Consider the following 20,381-nt stretch of genomic DNA (forward strand, 5'->3'; position numbering starts at 1 on the left):
GCATCGAGTGGCACATTTTTCCCGCTTTTCTGGCCGATTTCAGGGCACAGAGGGGAGAAATCTTCCACTCGATGAAGGGATCAGCCGGCGTAGCTGCCGGTGAGCAGCACACCGCCGCCGTCCACGCCCTTGGCGCCCTGGACGAAGTCCTGACCCGCCTCGGCGATACGCGGCTCATCGGCGCTGTAGGCGCTGACCTCACCCATGATCCAGGCGTTCTGTCCGGATGCTGTGAGGTGAGCGACGGCGTCGTCGGCCTTGTCCGGGGCGACGACGGCGATCATGCCCACTCCCAGGTTCCAGGTCCGCTCGGCGTCGGCCTGCGGCACGGCACCCAGGTCGCTGAGCACGCGGAAGACTGGCTGCCAGGCCCACGTGGAGCGGTCCACGGTGGCCATCAGGCCCGCCGGCAGCACGCGGGCGAGGTTGGCGGCCAGCCCGCCGCCGGTCACGTGGCTGAAGCCGCGCACCGGCAGATCCTCGCCCAGCTCACCCTCGGCCGGATCACCGTTGAGCGCGGTGACCAGGTCCAGGCAGGGCTGGGTGTAGAGACGGGTGGGCTCCAGGAGCTCCTGGCCCAGGGAACGGCCGAACTCGGGCACTTCGCGGGCGTAGGCCCAGCCGGCTGCGGCGCAGATCCGCCGCACCAGTGAGTAGCCGTTGGAGTGGATGCCAGAAGAGGACATGCCGATGATCACGTCCCCGGCGCGCACCCGCTCGGGGCCCAGCACCGCGGAGGCGTCCACCACGCCGGTGGCCGCACCGGCGACGTCGTACTCGTGCTCTCCGAGCAGGCCCGGGTGCTCCGCGGTCTCCCCGCCCACCAGGGCGGTGCCCGCCTCGGCGGCGGCCTTGGCGATCCCGGAGACGATGGAGGCGATCCGTGCCGGCTCCACCTTGCCGCAGGCGATGTAATCGGTCATGAACAGCGGCTTGGCGCCCATGACCACAATGTCATCGACCACCATGCCCACCAGGTCGTAGCCGATGGTGTCGTGCAGATCCATGGCTTGAGCTATCGCCACCTTGGTGCCCACACCGTCGGTGGAGGTCGCCAGCAGGGGACGCGGCAGCCGCTTGAGCTCGCTGGCGTCATAGAGCCCGGCGAAGGCGCCCACCCCGCCCATCACGGCAGGGGTGTGGGTGGCTTCGATGTGAGCCTTCATCAGCTCCACGGCGCGGTCCCCGGCCTCGACGTCCACACCGGCGGAGGCGTAGGTGATGGGGGTGCGGCTGCTCGTCTCAGTCATCGGCTCGCTTTCGTGGTGAGGGACTCCGGGGCGGCGGCCGGTGCGTCGTCGGCATCCGCGCTGCGGGGCTGTGCCTGCGGCTCCTCCCGAGCGGTCTCGTCCTCGAGGATCTCCTGCCGCAGGGACGGGTCCTCGGCGCCTCCGGCGTAGCCTTCCGCACTGCTCTGGCCGTCGGCGTCTGAGGTCCCGGGGAAGAGCTCGAACTCGGCGTCCGGGCCGGGCTCGCAGCCGGCCTGCACGCGACGGTTGGGCATCCCGGGAAGAAGCGGCTGCTCCAGCAGGAGCTTGCCGCGACGGTCCTCGGGGGGCAGCTCAATCGGGTACTGGCCTGAGAAGCAGGCGGTGCACAGCGTGGAGCGCGGCTGTCCGGTGGCGGCGATCATGCCGTCTTCGGAGATGTAGGCCAGCGAATCGGCACCCACCGCCTGGGTGATCTCCTCAAGGGTGGCTCCGTTGGCGATCAGCTCAGCCCGGGTCGCGAAGTCGATGCCGTAGAAGCAGGGCCACTTGATGGGCGGGGAACTGATCTTCACGTGAATCTCCGCGGCACCGGCCTCACGCAGCATCCGCACGATCGCCCGCTGAGTGTTGCCGCGGACGATGGAATCGTCGACGACGACGACGCGCTTGCCGCGGACCACATGAGCCTGAACGTTGAGCTTGAGCCGGATGCCCAGCTGCCGCAGCGTCTGGGACGGCTGGATGAACGTACGGCCCACGTAGGAGTTCTTGATGAAGCCCTGGGCGAAGGGCAGCCCCGACTGCTCGGCGTAGCCCACCGCTGCAGGGGTGCCGGACTCGGGCACGGGGATGACGATGTCGGCGTCGTGCGTGTCCTCCCGTGCCAGCTGGCGGCCCATCTCCACGCGGGACTCGTAGACGGAGCGGCCGTTGATGTTGGCATCAGGGCGTGCCAGGTAGACGTACTCAAAGACGCAGCGGGCCGGCTTGGACTCGGCAAACCGGTGGGAGCGCACGCCGTCGGAGTCGATGGCGATGAACTCGCCGGGCTCGATCTCGCGAATGATGGAGGCGCCCACGGTGGCCAGAGCCGACTGCTCGGAGGCGACCACCCAGCCGCGATCCAGGCGTCCCAGCACCAGGGGGCGCACGCCCTGCGGGTCACGGGCGGCGTAGAGGGTGTGCTCGTTCATGAACACCAGGCAGAACGCGCCCTTCAGCGTCGGCAGCAGGGCCATGGCCTGCTCCTCCAGGGATTCGCCGGGCTGGTCCTTCAGCAGGGCGGTCACCAGGGCGGTATCAGTGGTGTTGCCCTGGGCGAGTTCGCCGAAGGTCGTCTTGCCGTGGCGCTCCACGAGGCGGTCGCGCAGATCCGCGGAGTTGGTGAGGTTGCCGTTGTGCCCCAGCGCCACGGTGCCGTGGGGGGTATCCCCCAGGGTCGGCTGGGCATTGGACCACTGGTTGGCGCCGGTGGTCGAGTAGCGGCAGTGGCCCACCGCAATGTGTCCGGAGAGGGCGCTGAGGGTGGACTCGTCGAAGACCTGGGAGACCAGGCCGATGTCTTTGTAGACGTGGATGCGCTTACCGTCGGAGGTGGCGATGCCCGCAGACTCCTGACCGCGGTGCTGCAGCGCGTAGAGCCCGTAGTAGGTGAGCTTGGAGACTTCTTCGCCGGGTGCCCATACCCCGAAGACCCCGCATTCATCCTGCGGAAGAGGGTCCTCGTCCAGAAGGTTGTGGTTCAGCAGCCCGTCGCCGCGTCTCACGATGCGGTGCCCCTCTCGATACGTTCAATGGTGCGCCTCTGCGCCTTGGTGCGGCTGCGCTTCTCCAGCAGGAGCCATAGCGTGGCAAAGATCGCCAGGCTGGGGAAGGCGAAGACGAAGGTCAGGTACCCCAAGGAACTCCCGCGCGAGTAGTCCTGGGCGGGGGCGGTGGAGTACACCACGACGACGGCGGCAGTGAACGCCACGGCCACAGCGGCCACCAGGAAGGGGACCAGCTTGGGGGTGGAACGAACTGTCACCTGCCGGTGCTGCTCGTGCGAAGACATATCCACCAGTCTACTGGGTAAACGGACTGTGAATTTTCCGGTGCCGGACTCGGTGTCCTAGCGCGCCAGCAGCGGCAGCACCGCGGAGAGGTCCGCGCGGATTCCGGAGGCGGAGATGCGGCCCGCCGCGGAGGCATCCTCCCAGCTCAGGCGGCCCGTGGCGAGCTCAAGCCAGGTGGCGGCGTCGAACTCCACCACATTCGGAGGTGTGCCGCGGGTATGGCTGGGGCCCTCGATGCACTGGGTTACGCCCAGCGGCGGCACCCGTACCTCCACAGAGTTGCCCGGGGCCCGCTCGGCCAGCTCCTCCAGCAGGAACCGGACCGCCGTGGCGGTGGTGCGACGGTCCACGGCGCGGCCTTCGGTGTGGGCGGTGGCCCAGGAGCTCACCGCCGCGGCGCCTGTCTCGTGGGCGATGCGTCGTCGTGCCATATGCTCCTTAAGACTTTCAGGCGTGATGGTCAGCGTCAGCTCACCGGGAGCCGCGAGGTCAGGGACCCGTGCGATCGGTGGGCCGGGTGTGCGCGCCACCTCGTGAAGAGCCGAGCGGGGCCCGTGCCCGCCGGCGGGACATCACAGTCGTGAGCTCACGGCCGAGGAGAGGCGCAGGCTGCCGACCACCTCATCGGAAGCCCCGCCCACAATGGGCTTGACGATCTTCTTCAGCACCTGAGACAGGGCGTCCAGGTCCACGGCGCCGTGGGCGGCCAGCAGGCTCAGGCCCACCAGGTTGTTCGCCCGGGCCGAGCCGTCGAGGGTCTTGACCGCCGCTGCCGTCCCGTCAGGGGCCGCCAGCACCAGCACGCCTTCGGCGCCGAGCTTGGCGATGATGCCCAGCTCCTCCATGACCACGGTGTTGGCCTCGCCCCGGCCGTGCACGGCCCACGGGTAGTCGAGCATGGCCTGAGCCACGGTGAAGGCATGGACCTCGGCGTCCCGGCGGCCGCGTCCACCCACGCCGACGGCGGAGGAGATCCTGCCCAGCCCGCGCGCCAGCCCGGTCAGGGAGACGGTCGGCGTGGGGGCTCCGCAGCCGTCCACCGCCACGGTGCCGGGCTTCTCCCCACAGTACTCCTCAATGACCTCTAGCACGGTCTGCTGCAGTGGGTGCTGGGGATCGGTGTAGGTGGCCAGCCGCCAGCCCCGTGTCCGGCAGGCGGCGAGGAACGCGGCGTGCTTGCCCGAACAGTTGAAGGCCAGCCGGGACTTTTCCTTGCCGGCCTCCAGGTGAATCTTCAGATCCTCGGTGCGCGAGGGGTAAGCGGTAGGGCAGAGCAGGTACGACTCATCGAGGCCCTCGGCCTTGAGCACGTCGGCGGCCAGCTCCTGGTGTCGACGGGAGCCCACGTGGGAGCCGCAGGCCAGGGCCACGGCTTCGGGGGAGATCAGCGCGCCGGCGCGCAGCGAGGCTACGGCCTGCAGGGGCTTCAGCGAGGACCGGGGAAAGATCGGCTTCTCAGGCGCGCCCAGGGACTCCAGGACCTGACCGTCCGGCCCCACCAGCACCGCCGAGCCCAGGTGCCGCGACTCCACGGCCCCGCCTCGAGTGACCACGGCCAGCTCGGCCGATTCTGCTGCGGTGGCCGTGTGCGGAAGGTCCGGGGCGCCAGTGCCGCGCCCTGCGGCGGAGGATTCGGTGCTCATGGAGACAAAGTCTACGGTCGGGTCTTCCGGTCCAGCACGTGCCAGCCGATAGGCTGGATGATCGTGAAGGTTCTTGTGGTGGGCCCCGGCGGCCGAGAGCACGCAATCATCCGCGCCCTGCAGCGCGATCCCTCCGTGGAGACCGTGGAGGCGGCGCCCGGCAATGCCGGCATCGCACGCGACGTGCTCTGTCACGCCGTTGATGCCCAGGACGGGCAGGCCGTGGCGGCCCTGGCGGCCGAGCGCTCCGCTGACCTGGTGGTCATCGGGCCCGAGGCTCCCCTGGCCGCGGGGGTGGCCGACGCGGTGCGCGCCGCCGGCATCCCGGTCTTCGGCCCCTCGAAGGAGGCCGCCGCGCTCGAGGCCTCCAAGGCGTTCGCCAAAGAGGTGATGGCCGCCGCGGGCGTCCCCACCGCCGAGGCCGTCCACGCCGCCGAGATCGACCAGGCCGCACAGGCCCTGGACCGGTTCGGCGCTCCCTATGTGGTCAAGGATGACGGCCTGGCAGCGGGTAAGGGCGTAGTGGTCACCGAAGACCGCGCCGCCGCCCTGGCCCACGCCGAGGCCTGCTTCCAGGCGGGCGGGTCGGTCGTGATCGAGGAGTTCCTGGACGGACCGGAGGTCTCCCTCTTTGTGCTCTCCGACGGAGAGCACCTAGTGCCGCTCTCCCCGGCCCAGGACTTCAAGCGCATCTTCGACAACGACGAGGGTCCCAACACCGGCGGTATGGGCGCCTACACGCCCTTGGACTGGCTGGAGGGTTACACCGAGACCCACGACGACGGCGTCACGCGCGACTTCACCCAGATCGTGATGGACCGGGTAGCCGCACCCACTGTGGCCGAGATGGCCCGCCGCGGCACTCCGTTCGTAGGGGTCCTCTACTGCGGACTGGCCGTGACCTCCCGCGGGGTTCGGGTGGTCGAGTTCAACGCCCGCTTCGGAGACCCCGAGACCCAGGCCGTCCTTGAACGCCTCCAGACCCCGCTGGGCCAGCTGCTGCTGGACTGCGCCACCGGCAGCCTCGGAGCAGACCGCCAGCTCACCTGGCGCGACGGCTACGCCGCCGACGTGGTCATGGCGGCGCAGAACTACCCCGAGAGCCCCCGCAAGGGTGATGTGATCACCGGCGTGGAGGACGCCGCGGCCCTGGAGAATGTGGCCGTGCTGCATGCCGGCACTGCCACCGACGACGACGGCTCCCTCGTCACCGCGGGCGGTCGGGTTCTGGCCGTGGTCGGCACCGGATCCACCCTCGCCGAGGCCGTGGACCGCGCCTACGCCGGGGTGAAGAGGATCTCCTGGCCTGGGGCCCAGCACCGCACCGACATCGCGAGCAAGGCACTCGCTGGCGAGATCCAGGTGGGATACCGGGCAGGCGGGAGCACCTCCGAGTCCGGTGACGGCGTCGTCGTCTCCGGATCAGCGCCGGCGGAGACGGCACCGGAGCTGCCCGGCTGGATCCACGTGAACTCCGGCAAGGTTCGTGAGCTCTACCGTCCGGCGCCGGACTCGCCCTGGGCGGATCAGAGCGTGCTGCTCATGGTCGCCACCGACCGGATCAGCGCCTATGACCATGTGCTCGAGCCAGGGATCCCGGACAAGGGGATCATCCTGAACCAGCTGAGCTTGTGGTGGTTCAACAAGCTTGCCGAGGCGGGGATCCCGAATCACGTGGTCTCCACCGAGGTGCCGGAGCAGGTCGCAGGCCGGGCCATCATTGTGCAGGAGCTGGACATGGTCCCGGCAGAGGCCATTGTGCGCGGCTACCTCACCGGTTCCGGGCTCGCTGAGTACCGCGAGACCGGAACCGTCACCGGTATCGAGCTGCCCGCAGGCCTGACCGACGGGTCCCGGCTGCCGAGCCCGATCTTCACGCCCTCCACCAAGGCGGAGCAGGGCGATCACGATGAGAACATCAGTTTCGCCCAGCTTCAGGAGCGGCTCGGGGCAGCCTGCACGCTGCAGGCCAGCACCGACGGCGCCGACCTGGCCCGCCGAGTACGGGAGCTGGCACTGAACATCTACACCCTGGCCGAGGAGACCGCGCGCGAGGCCGGAGTGATCTTGGCGGACACCAAGTTCGAGTTCGGCCTGGACGCGGACGGCATCCTGGTGCTCGCCGATGAGGTGCTGACCCCGGACTCCTCCCGCTTCTGGCCGGCCGAGGAGTGGGAGCGGCACGTCGCCCAGGGCAAGCCCCAGCCCAGCTTCGACAAGCAGTACGTGCGCAACTGGCTCACCAGTGAGGCCTCTGGATGGGACCGCGCCTCCGGTCAGGTCCCGCCGGCGCTGCCGTCCGAGGTGGTCGCCGCGACTCGCGAACGCTACCTGGATGCCTACCGGCGCCTGACGGGTTCTGACCTGCAGCTCTGAGGTCAGGAGGCAGTCCGGGCTGAACCACACGGTTCAGGAATCATCCAGGAAGCGTCCAGCCGGAGTTCCCCTGGTGTCAAGCCGGCTCTCCCATGATGGGGAACAAGACAGGCTGGCGCCGTGCCAGCGCCCCCATTGCCCAAGGAGAACCACCATGCTTGAGTCACTTCTGGCGGCCCCCGTCATCGCCACCAACAACACCGGCCTGCTCAGCGGGGTCGGCATTATTGGTCTCATCCTGATCATCGTGGCGATCGTCATGGTCTGGCGCTCGAGCCTGGGCACCGTGCCGAAGGTCCTGCTGACCATCCTGGCGATCATCTTCCCGGTGGTCGGCTCGATCATTGCGATCGTCATCGCCGCTACCCGCAAGGCCTGACACGCCTCGTCGCACAAGCCCCGGCCGAGCAGATGGGCCGGGGCTTGTGCGTGTGTGCCTGCACCGCGCCAGCCCGGTTCGCTTCCCGGGGCCGCTGACTTTCCGCCGCGCTCGCGCCCTGCTTGCGCCGCGCTCGCGCCGCGCTCGCGCCGCGCTGAGCGCCTCGCCCTCCGCCCGTCGCGAAAACGAGTGGAACATTTCTACCGCAAAACGGCGCTCTGACCGCGTGATTCCGGGAAAAATCTTCCACTCGATCCGGCAGTCGCTGATCTGACGCCCTGGCGCTGGCCTAGTACCGTATGTCCAGGCCTATTCTGCGCACAGGGAAGAGCTGCATGAACTTCAAGAAGATCTTCACCGGCCCGCTGTTCTGGATTCTCCTGGCAGTGGTGCTTCTGCTCGTCGTCGTGCCCCTGCTCTTCAGCTCCTCGGGAGCCGGACAGCGTGTGGACACCAACGTGGGCATGGAGCTCATCGAAGAGGGGCAGGTCAAAGAGGCCAGGGTCGACGACGGTGACTCCCGCGTAGACCTCACCCTCACCGAGCCCTACGAAGAAGACGGCCGCGAAGTGGGCGAGTCCGTCCACTTCCACTTCTCCGCAGCACGTGCTGAGACCGTGGCGCAGACCATTGCCGACGCTGACCTCGAGGGCTACACCGACGAGCCCGAGCAGTCGAACTGGCTGCTGTCGATGCTCGGCTTCATGATCCCCTTCCTGCTCATCGCCCTGCTGTTCATCTGGCTGCTGACTCGTATGTCCGGCGGCGGCTCGCGGGTCATGCAGTTCGGCAAGTCCAAGGCCAAGATGTTCGACAAGGACATGCCCCAGGTGACCTTCGCCGACGTCGCCGGCGCTGAGGAGGCCGTGGAGGAACTCCACGAGATCAAGGAGTTCCTCTCCGAGCCGGAGAAGTTCCAGCGCCTCGGTGCGAAGATCCCCAAGGGCGTGCTGCTCTACGGGCCGCCCGGCACCGGTAAGACCCTGCTGGCCAAGGCCGTGGCTGGTGAGGCCGGGGGCTCCTTCTACTCCATCTCCGGCTCTGACTTCGTGGAGATGTTCGTGGGTGTCGGCGCCTCCCGAGTGCGCGACCTCTTCAAGCAGGCCAAGGAGAACGCCCCGGCCATCATCTTCGTGGATGAGATCGACGCCGTCGGCCGTCAGCGCGGCGCAGGCGTGGGCGGCGGCAACGACGAGCGCGAGCAGACCCTGAACCAGCTGCTGGTGGAGATGGACGGCTTCGACGCGAACACCAACATCATCGTCATCGCTGCCACCAACCGCCCCGACGTGCTGGACCCCGCTCTCCTGCGTCCGGGCCGCTTCGACCGCCAGATCCCCGTGGAGGCCCCGGACTTCGCCGGCCGGAAGGCCATCCTGGCTGTCCACGCCAAGGGCAAGCCCATGGTGGATGACCTGGACCTCGAGTCCGTGGCCCGGAAGACCCCGGGCTTCACTGGTGCCGACCTGGCCAACGTGCTCAACGAGGCCGCGCTGCTCACCGCCCGCTCCAACGCCGACCTGATCGATGACCGCGCCATCGATGAGGCCATCGACCGCGTCATGGCCGGCCCGCAGAAGCGCACCCGTCTGATGAAGGACCACGAGCGCCGCGTCACCGCCTACCACGAGGGTGGCCACGCCCTGGTGGCGGCTGCCCTGAACTACTCGGCCCCGGTCACCAAGATCACGATCCTGCCCCGCGGCCGCGCCCTGGGCTACACCATGGTGGTGCCCGAGGATGACAAGTACTCGACCACCCGCAACGAGCTGCTGGATCAGATCTCCTATGCCATGGGCGGGCGAGTCGCTGAGGAGATCGTCTTCCACGACCCCTCCACCGGCGCGGCCAACGACATCCAGAAGGCCACCGACACTGCGCGAAAGATGGTCACCGACTACGGCATGAGCGCCAAGGTCGGCTCCGTGAAGCTCGGTTCCGGGGACACCAACCCGTTCCTGGGTAAGGAGATGGCCACTGGCAAGGAGTACTCCGAGGCGCTTGCCGCCATCGTGGACTCCGAGGTGCGGGCCATCATTGATGAGGCCCATGACGAGGCCTACTGGGCGCTGACCGAGAACCGGCACGTGCTGGACCGCCTTGCGGAGGAGCTGCTGCGGGTGGAGACCCTGGGCGCCAAAGAGATCGCTGAGATCTTCCGCGACGTGAAGAAGCGCCCCAAGCGCGAGGTGTGGGAGTCCTCCCCGGGACGCCCCATCGTGGTGACCTCTCAAACCGTTGATCAGGATGGCCAGTGACGCTCAGCTCTCCGGAGACTACGCTCTCCTCCATGTCAGTTGACCTGCCACGCATTGAAGCCGCCGTTCGCGAGATCCTTCTCGCCGTGGGGGAGGACCCCGAGCGCGACGGCCTGAAGGACACCCCCGCCCGAGTGGCGCGGGCCTACGAAGAGGCCTTCCGCGGCCTGCGCGAGGACCCAGCCGAGCTGCTGGGCACCACTTTCGACATCGGCCACGAGGAGCTCGTGCTGGTGCGCGACGTGCCTTTCTACTCGATGTGCGAGCACCACCTGGTGCCCTTCTACGGCAACGCCCACATCGGCTACATCCCGGCCGCGGAGGGCAAGGTCACCGGACTGTCCAAGCTCGCGCGGCTGGTGGACACCTTTGCCAAGCGCCCCCAGGTCCAGGAGCAGCTGACCACCCAGGTGGTCGACGCCCTCATGGAGCATCTGCACCCTCAGGGCGCGATCGTGGTGGTCGAGGCCGAGCACCTGTGCATGTCCATGCGCGGGGTCTCCAAGCCCGGGGCCAAGACCATCACCTCAGCTGTGCGCGGTCAGCTGCGCGACTCCGCGACCCGAGCGGAGGCCATGAGCCTGATTCTCCACGGCCGATGAGCATGCAGAGTTCCTGCTTCCGCAGTTCGAGTCACTTCGGTGCCCGTCTACGGCCCCAGGAGGGTGCACCGTGACTCAAAGTGCTGAAGCAACGCCGGGGACCGCAGGGTTGAGGCCCCGCACCCTGGTGATGGGCATTCTGAACGTCACCCCGGACTCCTTCTCCGACGGCGGCCAGCACGACGACGTCGACTCCGCCCTCGACCACGCCCGGCGCCTGCTCGCTGAGGGCGCCGACATCATCGACATCGGCGGGGAGTCCACCCGCCCCGGTGCAGACCCGGTGTCCCCGCAGGATGAGCAGCGGCGGATCCTGCCGGTCCTGGAGCAGCTGCTGGCCCTGGGGGTTCGCCTCTCGGTGGACACCCGTCACCCGCAGACCGCCCGCGCAGCCTTGCAGCTGGCCGGCCCCCGGGCCCCAGAGCTCATCATCAACGACGTCTCCGGCCTGCTTACCCACCCGGAGATGCCCGCCGTCATCGCGGAGTTCAGCACCAATGAAGCGGGTCCGGAGATCGTCATCACGCACAATCGCGGCGACTCCCGGACCATGCAGCAGCGCACCGACTACGCCGACGTCGTCGCGGAAGTCCTCGACGAGCTCATGGAAATCCGCCAGCGGTACCTGGCGGCAGGTGTGCCCCAGGAACGGATCATTCTGGATCCCGGGATCGGGTTCTCCAAGACCCACGAGCAGAACTGGGAACTCATCAAGCACCTGCACCGCTTCACGGCCACCGGACACCGATGCCTCCTGGGCGTCTCCCGCAAGGGATTCCTCGGTGCGGTCCTCGCTGCCGACGGCGTCCAGGGCGAGCCCGAGCGCCGGGACGTGCTCACCGCCATGCTGAGCGCCCAGGCTGCTGAGACCGGGTTCTGGGCGGTACGTGTGCATCATGTGCAGCTCAACCGCGATGCCGTGACCTATGCCTCCTTCACGGGTGCGGCGCCGCGTCCGTAGGGCGGGACGTCCGCGCCCGAGTCCTTGCGTGGTGGCGTAGCCTAAGAAGGACAACGAGCTGGAACCCCGACGCAGCCGCAGGATGCGGTGGGAAAGCGAGTGAAAGTGAGTGACCTGATCCGGCTGACCGGTCTTCGCATGACCGGCTACCACGGCGTCTTCGACTTCGAGAAGACCGAAGGCCAGCCTTTTGTGGTGGACGCGGAGCTCGAACTCGACCTCACCGCCGCCGCCCGGACCGACAATGTCATCGACACGGTCTCCTACGCGGACGTCGCCGACCTCATCGAGGACGTCGTCAGCAAGGAGCGCTTCGACCTCATCGAGACTCTCGCCGACACGATCGCCCGGGCCATCCTCTTCTCCGATGAGCGAATCCGGGCCACCACCATCACGGTGCACAAGCCCCGGGCTCCGCTCACCCAGGAGTTCGACGACGTGTCCATCACCGTACGCCGGGCGCGCGAAGATCTGGACCCGATGCTGGTGACCATCGGCACCGGCAGCGTCCCGCGCATCATGAAGCAGATGGAGGCCGAGGCCGCCGCCGACAATGCCGCCCCCACCCGTGACCCGGATCTGCCCGCCTCCTTCCCGGTCCGTGCGGTCCTGGCGCTGGGCTCCAACCTGGGGGACTCCCGTGCCACCCTGGCCTCCGCCGTCGATGCGCTGAAGGCCGCAGAGGGCGTTACCCTGCTGAACACCTCGCCGCTGGCACGCACGAAGCCCGTCGGCGGACCGGACAACCAGCGCGACTACCTCAACCAGGTGGTGGAGATCGAAACTCAACTCTCCCCCCACGAGCTGCTGAACCTGGTGCAGCGCGTCGAAGAGGAGCACAACCGGGTCCGCGAGGAGCGCTGGGGTCCGCGCACCCTCGACGTCGACATCGTCACCTACGCGGGGGCCGTCATCGATTCCCCACGTCTGCAGGTCCCGCATCCCTCGGCTGCCGAGCGGGCCTTTGTGCTGCTGCCCTGGTCCTGGATGGACCCGGTGGCGCTGCTGGACGGCACCCCCGTCCGTGAACTGGCCGTCCAAGCCGCCGACCACGGTGATGTGGAGCGCCTCGAGTGAACCAGCTGCGCCCCCTGTGGCTGCTGATCATCGCCGCCTCGGCCGCGCTGGCCGGGTATCTCGCGACGATCGGCATGGTCTCCGCGGGTCAGTCCTCACCGGTACTTCCCCTGTCCTCGGCCGTCACCCTGGCGGCGGTGGGTCTGATCGTCCTGGTTCTCGGGATTGTGGTGGGCTGGGACCAGCGGCGCCTGCAAAGCGCGGCTCGTGAGTCCCAGCGGCAGAAACGCAGCGGGGAGTCGCCGTCGTACTCGCGCCCCCGGCGTCGTCTGCACCCGCTGCAAGCCGCCCGCGTGGTTGCCGCGGGCCAGGCCTGCGCCTATGCAGGAGCGCTCATCGCGGGCTGGCACGGGGGAGTGCTGCTGGACCTGGGGTCCGCCGCAGGGCTGAGAGCCCCTAATGCCTCATCAGCACTGGTGATGATGATCGGTGGCCTGATCTGGGTGATCATTGGGTTTGTGGTGGAGTCCCTGTGCCGCATTCCCCCTGAGGACGGCGGCTCCCTCGGGCAGAGGGATGACACCACGCGCGGCTTCGATGAAGAACCCGGCACCGGCTACGCCCGTCAGGCGCTGCCTCGCCACATCCACCGATGACGCGCACCGCCGTCCGAACCCGGACGGCGCGTGAGAACTTTTCATACTCTCTACGAAGGAGGGACATGCGCTCAGAGGCCATCGACCCGACCGGTGTCGAATGGGCACGGGTGGACCCCACATACATCCCCATCCGTGTGGTGGGCACACTGGTGGGATGGCTCATCACCGCCATCGTGATCGCCGTTCCCCTGGTGCTCAGCTGGACCGGGGTCTGGGTGCAGTTTCCCCTCTGGCTGCAGATCCCGGTGATCGTGGTGGTGGTTCTCTGGGCTGCCGCAGACCTTCTCCTGACTCCGCGCCGGGTGCGCGCCATCGGCTACTACGAGCGCGAGGACGACCTGCTCATTCGTAGCGGCCTGCTGTGGCAGCGCGTGGTGGCGGTGCCCTACGGTCGTCTGCAGTACGTGGACATCGAAGCCGGCCCCATCATGCGCCGCTTCGGCATCTGCACGGTGCAGCTGAAGACGGCCTCGGCCTCGACCGATGCCAAGATCCCCGGCGTCCGGCGCGAGGAGGGTGCACGCCTGCGCGATGAGCTCTCCGCCCGCGGTCAGGCCCGACTGGCAGGCCTGTGATGAGCAGCCCGCACGACGACGCCTCACCCGAGCGCACCGGGCCGGAAACCGTCCCGGCCGAGGCCGGCCCGACACCGGCCAACGAGGCCTGGTTCGACGTCTCCTGGCACAAAGTCCATCCGCTGAGCCCGCTGGTGCGCGGCTGGACCATCATAGTGGGCCTGCCCGCGGTGGTCTTCGGCTACAACTGGGAGATGTGGGCGGATATCTGGCAGGCCTGGCGCTCCGGGGAGCTCGCCGAGAACCTGCAGCAGAACCCCACCCCCTACATGATCGGCGGAGCCATCTTTGCGCTGGTGGTGGTGCTGATCTTCGGCGGCTTCGTCCTCTCCTGGTGGTTCACCCGCTACCAGATCACCGATGAGCACGTCATGGTCAAGTCCGGGATCTTTGTGCGCCAGCACCGTCAAGCACGCATTGACCGGGTGCAGGCTGTGGACCTGCGGCAGCCCCTGCTGGCCCGCTTCACCCGGCTGGCCGAGCTGAAGTTCGAGGTCGCCGAGGGCGACGGGACCGCGGCCACTCTGGCGTTCCTGAAGAAGTCCGAGGCCGAGGAACTGCGCAACGAGATTATGGACCGCGCAGCCGGGCGCACCGCTGCTCCCACCGCCGAGACGCACGACGCCGACACCTCCCCCGGCTCCCGCCCCGCGCCGGGCTCCGAGGGCGAGCTCAGCGGTGGCCACGAGCACTCACCAGAGGGGGCCGAACGCGGCGGTTTGGCACCCGGGGGTACACCTGTGCGACCCGGGATTCACGACCGGCACATCACCCAGGTGCCCGTGGGGCGCCTGATCGGTTCGGTGATCGTGGGTGTGGGCACCCTCATGCTGCTGGGACTGCTGCTGGGATGGGCGGTGGTGCTGGGCGGCATCGGGCTGGTGGTGCTGGCGTTCACCGAAGAGGGTTTTGAGGAGCTGTCCGGGGCGCTGAGCACGGTGCCATTCCTGATCCCGGTGCTGATCGCCGGAGTCTTCAGCTACTACAACGAGTTCTCCTCAGGCTTCCGCTTCACCGCCACCATGACCGGCGCCGGACTGCGTCTGAAGTACGGACTCCTGGAGACCACCACGCAGACCATTCCGCCCGGACGCGTGCAGGCCATTCAGATCCAGCAGCCGATGCTGTGGCGGCCCTTCGGGTGGTACCGGGTGATCGTCAACGTCGCCGGCTACGGAGAGACCGGTCGCACCACCCTGCTGCCGGTGGGACGGCGTGAGGACGCCATGCTGATGGCCTCCGAGATGTTCCCTGACCTGCAGGTGGAGAACCCGGAGCAGCTGTTCCTGCACGGACTTCAGGGCAGCGGCACCGAACTCGGCTTCAGTGAGGTGCCGGCCCGGGCGCGCGTCTTTGACCCGCTGGTGCGCCGTCGTCGGGGGTTCTTCGCGACCCCCTCCACGCTGATGATCCGCGACGGGCGCCTAACCCGCCAGCTGACCATGGTGCCCCATGAACGGATCCAGTCGGCGTCCCTGGAGCAGGGTCCGTTGGCGCGCAGCAAGCGCATTGCGACCCTGCTGCTCCACTTGCCCTCAGGGCCCATCACCCCGCGGGTGAAGAACCAGGACATCGACGCCGTCCGGGACCTCTTTGAGCAGGAGGCCGCCTATGCTGCCGTGGCCCGCCGCCTGTCTGACCGCAACCAGTGGATGCTGCCCGAGGAGCTCCACGAGTTCGAGAAGATGGTCGAGGACGTTGTCCAGGAGCAGGACGAGCCAGGGCCGCAGGTCGGGCAGAGCGAGCCGGCCGAGACGGCGGAACAGGCCGCGCCGATGGCACCGAGCGGGCCCACTGCACCGGGCCGCCCCGGGACACCCCAGGGATCCCGGGTACGCCAGGACCCCGGCGGCACCGGGCAATTGTGAGCGCTCTGGTCGGAGGCGGCCGCGGCGAGCGGCGAATAGTCGTTGCTTCCGCACTTGTCGCCACCGAGGAGGGTCGCTGACCTCAAAAAGTCGATCCTGGTGACTCATACTGCGGAAGCAACGGACTAGGCTGGTCCGCTGTGAGCACCCCGATCGATCCCTATGCCTCAGATCTGCCGCCTGCCCAGCGGGAGGGCCGCCTTGGCGTCGGTGTCATCTCAGCCGGCCGAGTCGGTGCGGTGCTGGGCGCGGCGCTGCGCAATGCCGGTCACCAGGTGGTGGGCGTCCACGCAGTTTCCGAGGCCTCCCGGGAACGCGCCGAGGCGCTGCTGCCGGAGGCCCCTGTGCTGGAGATCCCCGAGATCCTGCGCCGGGCAGAGCTGGTGCTGCTGGCCGTGCCTGATGATGCTCTGGAGCCGCTGGTCACCGGTCTGGCGGAGGCTGGGCACTTCCACACCGGTCAGCTGGTGGTACACACCTCGGGGCGCGCTGGCACCGGCATCCTCAGTCCGGCGGAGCAGGCCGGGGCACTGACCCTGGCCATCCATCCTGCGATGACGTTCACCGGCATGAGCCTGGACCTGCAGCGGCTGTCTGCCTGCGCCTTCGCGGTCACGGCTGACCCCTCGGTACTGCCGGTGGCGCAGGCGCTGGCCGTGGAGATGGGCGGGGAACCCGTGGTCATCGTCGAGGAGGACCGCGGCATCTACCACGCGGCCCTGGCCCACGCATCGAACCACCTGAACATCCTGACGGCCCAGTCCGCTCAGCTGCTGCGCGGGATCGGGGTAGAGCAGCCCGACCGGGTGCTGGGGCCACTCATGCGGGCGTCTCTGGACAACGCGCTGGCCTCCGGGGAAGGATCGCTCACCGGGCCTGTGGCGCGCGGGGACGTGGGCACGGTGCGCCAGCACCTGATGCTGCTCGCCGGCTCCGGCCTGCCCGCCGATATCCGCGGTGCCTACGTGGCCATGGCGCGCTCGGCCACGCAGCGAGCGTTGGAGCGCGGTCTGATCAGCGAGACCACCGCCGCGGAGCTCCTCGACGCCCTCGCCTAACGATCAGCTGCTCTGCCCGCCTCAGCCTCCCGCGCGAGCAGGCTGCGCTTGATCTGAGTGCCGAAGGCGAATCCGCCAAGCCCGCCATCGGTGCGGATCACCCGGTGGCAGGGCACAAACAGTGCCGCGGCGTTGCTGGCACATACGGAGGCAGCCGCGCGCACCGCGGCCGGATTGCCGGTCAAGTCCGCGAACTGGGCATACGTCACCGGGTGCCCGGGGGCCACAGTTCGCAGGACCTCCCAGGCTCGGATGCGGTACGGACCTGAGATTTGCCTCACGGGCACCTGATCGATCGCGGCGAGATCCCCGCGGTAGTAGGCCTCTGCGGCGGCCACCGCCTGCTCGAGGGCCGCGCCCGCCCCGGGCTCCAGCAAGGCGGGCCGCAGTCGCGGGTGCGTCCGGCTGACCAGGGCTTCTGTGTCATCGGTCCACCCGGAGGCGAGGACGGCGTCGTCGTCGGCAATGATCGTCAACGGGCCGTCAGGTGTGCTGAGGGTCGCGTATCCGGCGTGGATATCCATGCAGGCACTGTAAAGCAGCCCGGCGGACGTGGCTATGCTGTCCCGGTGAGAAAACCCCAGGTCTTCACCACCGTCCAGGATTTCCGCGCAGCGCTCAGCGAGTTTGTCCGCCACCACTCGGCCCTGAAGCCCACCGTGGGCCTCGTGCCAACCATGGGCGCGCTGCACTCTGGGCACGCCGCGCTGATCGACGCCGCCCGCGCCGACTCCGACATTGTCCTCGCCTCCATCTTTGTGAACCCGCTGCAGTTCGACGACGACGCCGACTACCGTCACTATCCGCGCGACCTCGACTCCGACCTCGAGCTCCTCGGCGCCCACGGTGTGGACCTGGTCTTCGCCCCGGACGTGCAGGAGATGTACCCCGGCTTCCCCGAAGCTCCGCAAGTTAGCGTCACCGCCGGCGCGATGGGCCGGCTGTGGGAGGGCGCCTCCCGCCCGGGGCACTTTGACGGCGTGGCCACCGTGGTGACCAAGCTGTTCGCGATCATGAAGCCGCCGGCCCCCTCCAGGTTCCACGCGTGGTTCGGAGAGAAGGACGCCGAGCAGGTGGCCATCATCCGCCGCATGACCACCGACCTGAACTTGCCGGTCACCATTCGCTCCCTGCCGATCGTGCGCGATGACCAGGGGCTCGCGCTCTCCAGCCGCAACCAGCGACTCAGCCCGGAGGACTACGAGGCCGCGCTGCACCTTTCCCGGGCGCTCTTCACCCTGCGCGAGCGCGCCGCGGCCGGCGAGCCGCTGCGCGTTGACGAGGTCACCGCCCAGCTGAACCAGGCCGAGGGTGTGGACCTGGACTATCTGGTGGTCGTGGACCCCCAGACGCTGCAGGAGATCGAGCCGGCACAGGAGCCGGAAGGGGCCACCGCGGCGTCGGGTCCCCTTGCCTCGGAGGCCCTGGTGCTGATCGCCGCGCGGGTGGGACCGGTGCGGCTGATCGACAACATGCTGCTGACCCCGGCGCACTAGTGTGCTGAAACTGCAGCAGCAAAGGCCCCCACGCCTTCGATGCTGCAGTTTTGGCACACCAGATCCGCGAGCGCTCCTGGGCAGGCCTTAGGCTGGGACAAAACTGTCGGCAACGAAAGGCGTCCCCAGCCATGACTGCGACCTCCTTCCCCTATCTCGACGAGTCCGTGCGCCCGCAGGATGATCTGAACCTTCACGTCAACGGGCAGTGGCTCAAGACTGCCGAGATCCCTGCAGATCTGGACTCCTACGGTTCGTTCCTGGAACTGCGAGACAAGGCGGAGGCCGATGTCCGCGCCATCGTCGAGGAAGCCGCGGTGGCCTCCGCTGACTCCACCCCCCTGGACCCGGAGTTCGGGCCGATCCAGCAGCGTATTGGGACCTTCTACGCCGCCTTCATGGACGCCAGGCGTGCCGAAGAGCTCAAGCTGGCCCCCATCCAGGACCGGCTGGAGCGGATTGCTGGTATCAGTACCCCGGGTGAGCTGGTGCGCCTCTCCGCCCAGTGGCAGCGCGCCGGCATCGATGGTCTGCTCGCCGCCGGTGCCATGCGCGACGCCGGCAACCCCGAACGCATGCTCTGGCACCTTTTCCAGGATGGGCTGGGGCTGCCTGATGAGGCCTATTATCGCGAGGAGTCCTACGCGGAGATCCTCACCAAGTACCAGGAGCACCTGGTGCGCCTGCTGCGTCTGGGAGGAGTCGAAGCCGCCGAGGAGGCGGCAGCCGCCGTCGTCGCGCTGGAAAAGCGTCTGGCCCAGGCCCACTGGGACGTGGTCACCCTGCGGGATGCTCAGAAGCGCTACAACCTGAAGCCCCGCGCTGAGGTTGAAGAGCTCATGCCGTTGATCAGCGAGGCGATCCAGGGCTGGGGGCTCACCGAGTCTCAGGCCGCAGAGATCGTGGTGTCCCAGCCGGATGTCCTGCCGGCCTTCCAGAAGGCCCTCACCGAGGAGGCGCTGGAGACCTGGAAGCACTGGCTGCGCGTGCAGCTGCTGCGTGCCGCCGCCCCGCTGCTGCACCGGGAACTGGTGGAGGAGCACTTCGACTTCTACGCCCGCACCCTTAACGGCACACCGGAGCTGAAGGAGCGGTGGAAGCGCGGGGTGGCGCTCACCAACGCTCACCTGGGCGAGGATGTGGCGCAGATCTACGTGGCGCGCCACTATCCGCCCGAAGCCCGGGCTGCCATGGATGAACTCATCGAAGCGCTCATCGAGGCCTATCGCCGCTCTATCGCCACATTGGACTGGATGGGGGAGGAGACGCGTGCCAAGGCCCTGGAGAAGCTGGAGGCCTTCCGTCCCATGGTCGGCTACCCCTCCCGCTGGATCGACTACTCCGGGGTGGAGGTTGACCGGCAGGACCTGGTCGGCAATGTCATCCGCGCCTCAGAGGCGGCCTGGGACCGCGACGTCGCCAAGCTCGACGACGGTCCGGATCCGGAGGAGTGGCACATGACTCCTCAGACGGTCAACGCCTACTACCACCCGCTGGAGAACGTCATCTGCTTCCCGGCGGCGATCCTTCAGCTCCCCTTCTTCAGTGCTGAGCGGGACATGGCGCAGAACTTCGGAGCGGTGATCGGTCACGAGATCGGCCACGGTTTTGACGATCAGGGCTCGCGCTACGGTGCCGACGGTTCACTGACCAACTGGTGGACCGCTGCCGACCGCGAGGCCTTCGAGCAGCGTACGGCCAAGCTGGTGGATCAGTTCAACGGCCTGGCTCCCACCGTGGCGCCGGAGCACCACGTCAACGGAGAGCTGACCCTGGGAGAGAACATCGGTGACCTGGGCGGCATCGGCATCGCCCACAAGGCCTACAAGCTCTGGCTTCAGGGCCTGACCCTCTCCGAGTCCGCAGGCTCCGGGGAGGAGGAGGGGCCTTCATCCGGCGGTGCCTCCGCAGCCGCGACTCGCCGCGGTGACGGTCCTGACGATGTGCTCGACGGGCTGACCGGCGACCAGCGGTTCTTCTTCGCCTGGGCACAGGCGTGGCGCCACATCATCCGCAAGGAGCGGGCCATCACGCTGCTCTCGATTGATCCGCACGCCCCCGCTGAGTTCCGCGCTACCCAGCCGGTGAAGAATGTGGACGCCTTCCACGAGGCCTTCGGCACTGTTGAAGGGGACGGAATGTACCTGCCCCCGGAAGAGCGTGTCTCCATCTGGTAGTTCCGCCGCGGGAGAGTGACCAATTGCTCAAGTTCTACACCGTGTAG

General features: G+C 68.3%; 18 protein-coding genes. 12 read left to right on the plus strand and 6 right to left on the minus strand.

Translation table 11 applies throughout. The features are described 5' to 3' along the window. Positions 1 to 80: 80 nt before the first annotated feature. The 5 genes from purM to RH857_RS08590 form a co-directional block, all read right to left on the minus strand. On the minus strand, positions 81 to 1,250 hold the full coding sequence (gene purM, locus RH857_RS08570; protein WP_310537562.1) for a phosphoribosylformylglycinamidine cyclo-ligase: 1,170 nt from the start codon (positions 1,248 to 1,250) through the stop codon (positions 81 to 83). Beyond that, positions 1,247 to 2,977: an amidophosphoribosyltransferase gene (gene purF, locus RH857_RS08575; protein ID WP_310537563.1), complete on the minus strand. Its 1,731-nt coding sequence runs from the start codon at positions 2,975 to 2,977 to the stop codon at positions 1,247 to 1,249. The genes purM and purF overlap by 4 nt, the downstream gene beginning before the upstream one ends. Then, positions 2,974 to 3,264, minus strand: a complete 291-nt coding sequence (locus RH857_RS08580) for a hypothetical protein (RefSeq protein WP_310537564.1) — start codon at positions 3,262 to 3,264, stop codon at positions 2,974 to 2,976. The genes purF and RH857_RS08580 overlap by 4 nt, the downstream gene beginning before the upstream one ends. 57 nt (positions 3,265 to 3,321) lie before the next feature. Beyond that, a complete protein-coding gene (locus RH857_RS08585; RefSeq protein WP_310537565.1) occupies positions 3,322 to 3,696 on the minus strand; it encodes a sterol carrier family protein in 375 nt (124 codons plus the stop codon). Between the two features lie 141 nt (positions 3,697 to 3,837). Then, positions 3,838 to 4,908, minus strand: a complete 1,071-nt coding sequence (locus RH857_RS08590) for an asparaginase (RefSeq protein ID WP_310537566.1) — start codon at positions 4,906 to 4,908, stop codon at positions 3,838 to 3,840. 57 nt (positions 4,909 to 4,965) lie between these two features. Between RH857_RS08590 and purD the strand changes: the two genes are divergently transcribed. The 10 genes from purD to RH857_RS08640 all read left to right on the plus strand — a co-directional run bounded on the left by purD (position 4,966) and on the right by RH857_RS08640 (position 16,661). After that, on the plus strand, positions 4,966 to 7,284 hold the full coding sequence (gene purD / locus RH857_RS08595) for a phosphoribosylamine--glycine ligase (protein ID WP_374761143.1): 2,319 nt from the start codon (positions 4,966 to 4,968) through the stop codon (positions 7,282 to 7,284). Between the two features lie 154 nt (positions 7,285 to 7,438). After that, positions 7,439 to 7,663: a hypothetical protein gene (locus RH857_RS08600; RefSeq protein WP_310537568.1), complete on the plus strand. Its 225-nt coding sequence runs from the start codon at positions 7,439 to 7,441 to the stop codon at positions 7,661 to 7,663. 335 nt (positions 7,664 to 7,998) lie between these two features. Continuing rightward, a complete protein-coding gene (gene ftsH / locus RH857_RS08605; RefSeq protein ID WP_310537569.1) occupies positions 7,999 to 9,921 on the plus strand; it encodes an ATP-dependent zinc metalloprotease FtsH in 1,923 nt (640 codons plus the stop codon). 32 nt (positions 9,922 to 9,953) lie between these two features. Further along, entirely contained in the window at positions 9,954 to 10,523 is a 570-nt protein-coding gene (gene folE, locus RH857_RS08610) for a GTP cyclohydrolase I FolE (RefSeq protein ID WP_310537570.1), read from the plus strand. A gap of 70 nt (positions 10,524 to 10,593) precedes the next feature. Further along, positions 10,594 to 11,484: a dihydropteroate synthase gene (folP, locus tag RH857_RS08615; protein ID WP_310537571.1), complete on the plus strand. Its 891-nt coding sequence runs from the start codon at positions 10,594 to 10,596 to the stop codon at positions 11,482 to 11,484. Positions 11,485 to 11,589: 105 nt separating this feature from the next. Beyond that, a complete protein-coding gene (gene folK, locus RH857_RS08620) occupies positions 11,590 to 12,561 on the plus strand; it encodes a 2-amino-4-hydroxy-6-hydroxymethyldihydropteridine diphosphokinase (protein ID WP_310537572.1) in 972 nt (323 codons plus the stop codon). Then, positions 12,558 to 13,157, plus strand: coding sequence for a DUF3180 domain-containing protein (locus RH857_RS08625; RefSeq protein WP_310537573.1), 600 nt, complete (start codon positions 12,558 to 12,560; stop codon positions 13,155 to 13,157). The genes folK and RH857_RS08625 overlap by 4 nt, the downstream gene beginning before the upstream one ends. 65 nt (positions 13,158 to 13,222) lie before the next feature. Continuing rightward, a complete protein-coding gene (locus RH857_RS08630) occupies positions 13,223 to 13,735 on the plus strand; it encodes a PH domain-containing protein (protein WP_310537574.1) in 513 nt (170 codons plus the stop codon). Then, positions 13,735 to 15,603 carry a PH domain-containing protein gene (locus RH857_RS08635; protein ID WP_310537575.1) on the plus strand — a complete coding sequence of 623 codons (1,869 nt, stop codon included), beginning with the start codon at positions 13,735 to 13,737 and terminating at the stop codon, positions 15,601 to 15,603. Before RH857_RS08630 ends, RH857_RS08635 begins: the two co-directional genes overlap by 1 nt. Before the next feature lie 140 nt (positions 15,604 to 15,743). Beyond that, positions 15,744 to 16,661 (plus strand): Rossmann-like and DUF2520 domain-containing protein, encoded by a 918-nt coding sequence (locus RH857_RS08640; protein WP_310537576.1) that lies wholly within the window; start codon positions 15,744 to 15,746, stop codon positions 16,659 to 16,661. On the opposite strand, the gene RH857_RS08645 is transcribed toward RH857_RS08640, so the two are convergent. Then, positions 16,658 to 17,185, minus strand: coding sequence for a methylated-DNA--[protein]-cysteine S-methyltransferase (locus RH857_RS08645; protein WP_310537577.1), 528 nt, complete (start codon positions 17,183 to 17,185; stop codon positions 16,658 to 16,660). The two genes, RH857_RS08640 and RH857_RS08645, sit on opposite strands and share 4 nt — an antisense overlap. Positions 17,186 to 17,230: 45 nt before the next feature. Here RH857_RS08645 and panC point away from each other — a divergent pair, with 45 nt between their 5' ends. Next, positions 17,231 to 18,157: a pantoate--beta-alanine ligase gene (gene panC, locus RH857_RS08650; protein WP_310537578.1), complete on the plus strand. Its 927-nt coding sequence runs from the start codon at positions 17,231 to 17,233 to the stop codon at positions 18,155 to 18,157. 131 nt (positions 18,158 to 18,288) lie between these two features. Continuing rightward, positions 18,289 to 20,334 carry a M13 family metallopeptidase gene (locus tag RH857_RS08655; protein WP_310537579.1) on the plus strand — a complete coding sequence of 682 codons (2,046 nt, stop codon included), beginning with the start codon at positions 18,289 to 18,291 and terminating at the stop codon, positions 20,332 to 20,334. The last annotated feature ends 47 nt before the right edge of the window (positions 20,335 to 20,381 follow it).

Origin of the sequence: Nesterenkonia flava, from assembly GCF_031432335.1 — a bacterium.
Classification (GTDB): Bacteria; Actinomycetota; Actinomycetes; order Actinomycetales; family Micrococcaceae; genus Nesterenkonia; species Nesterenkonia flava.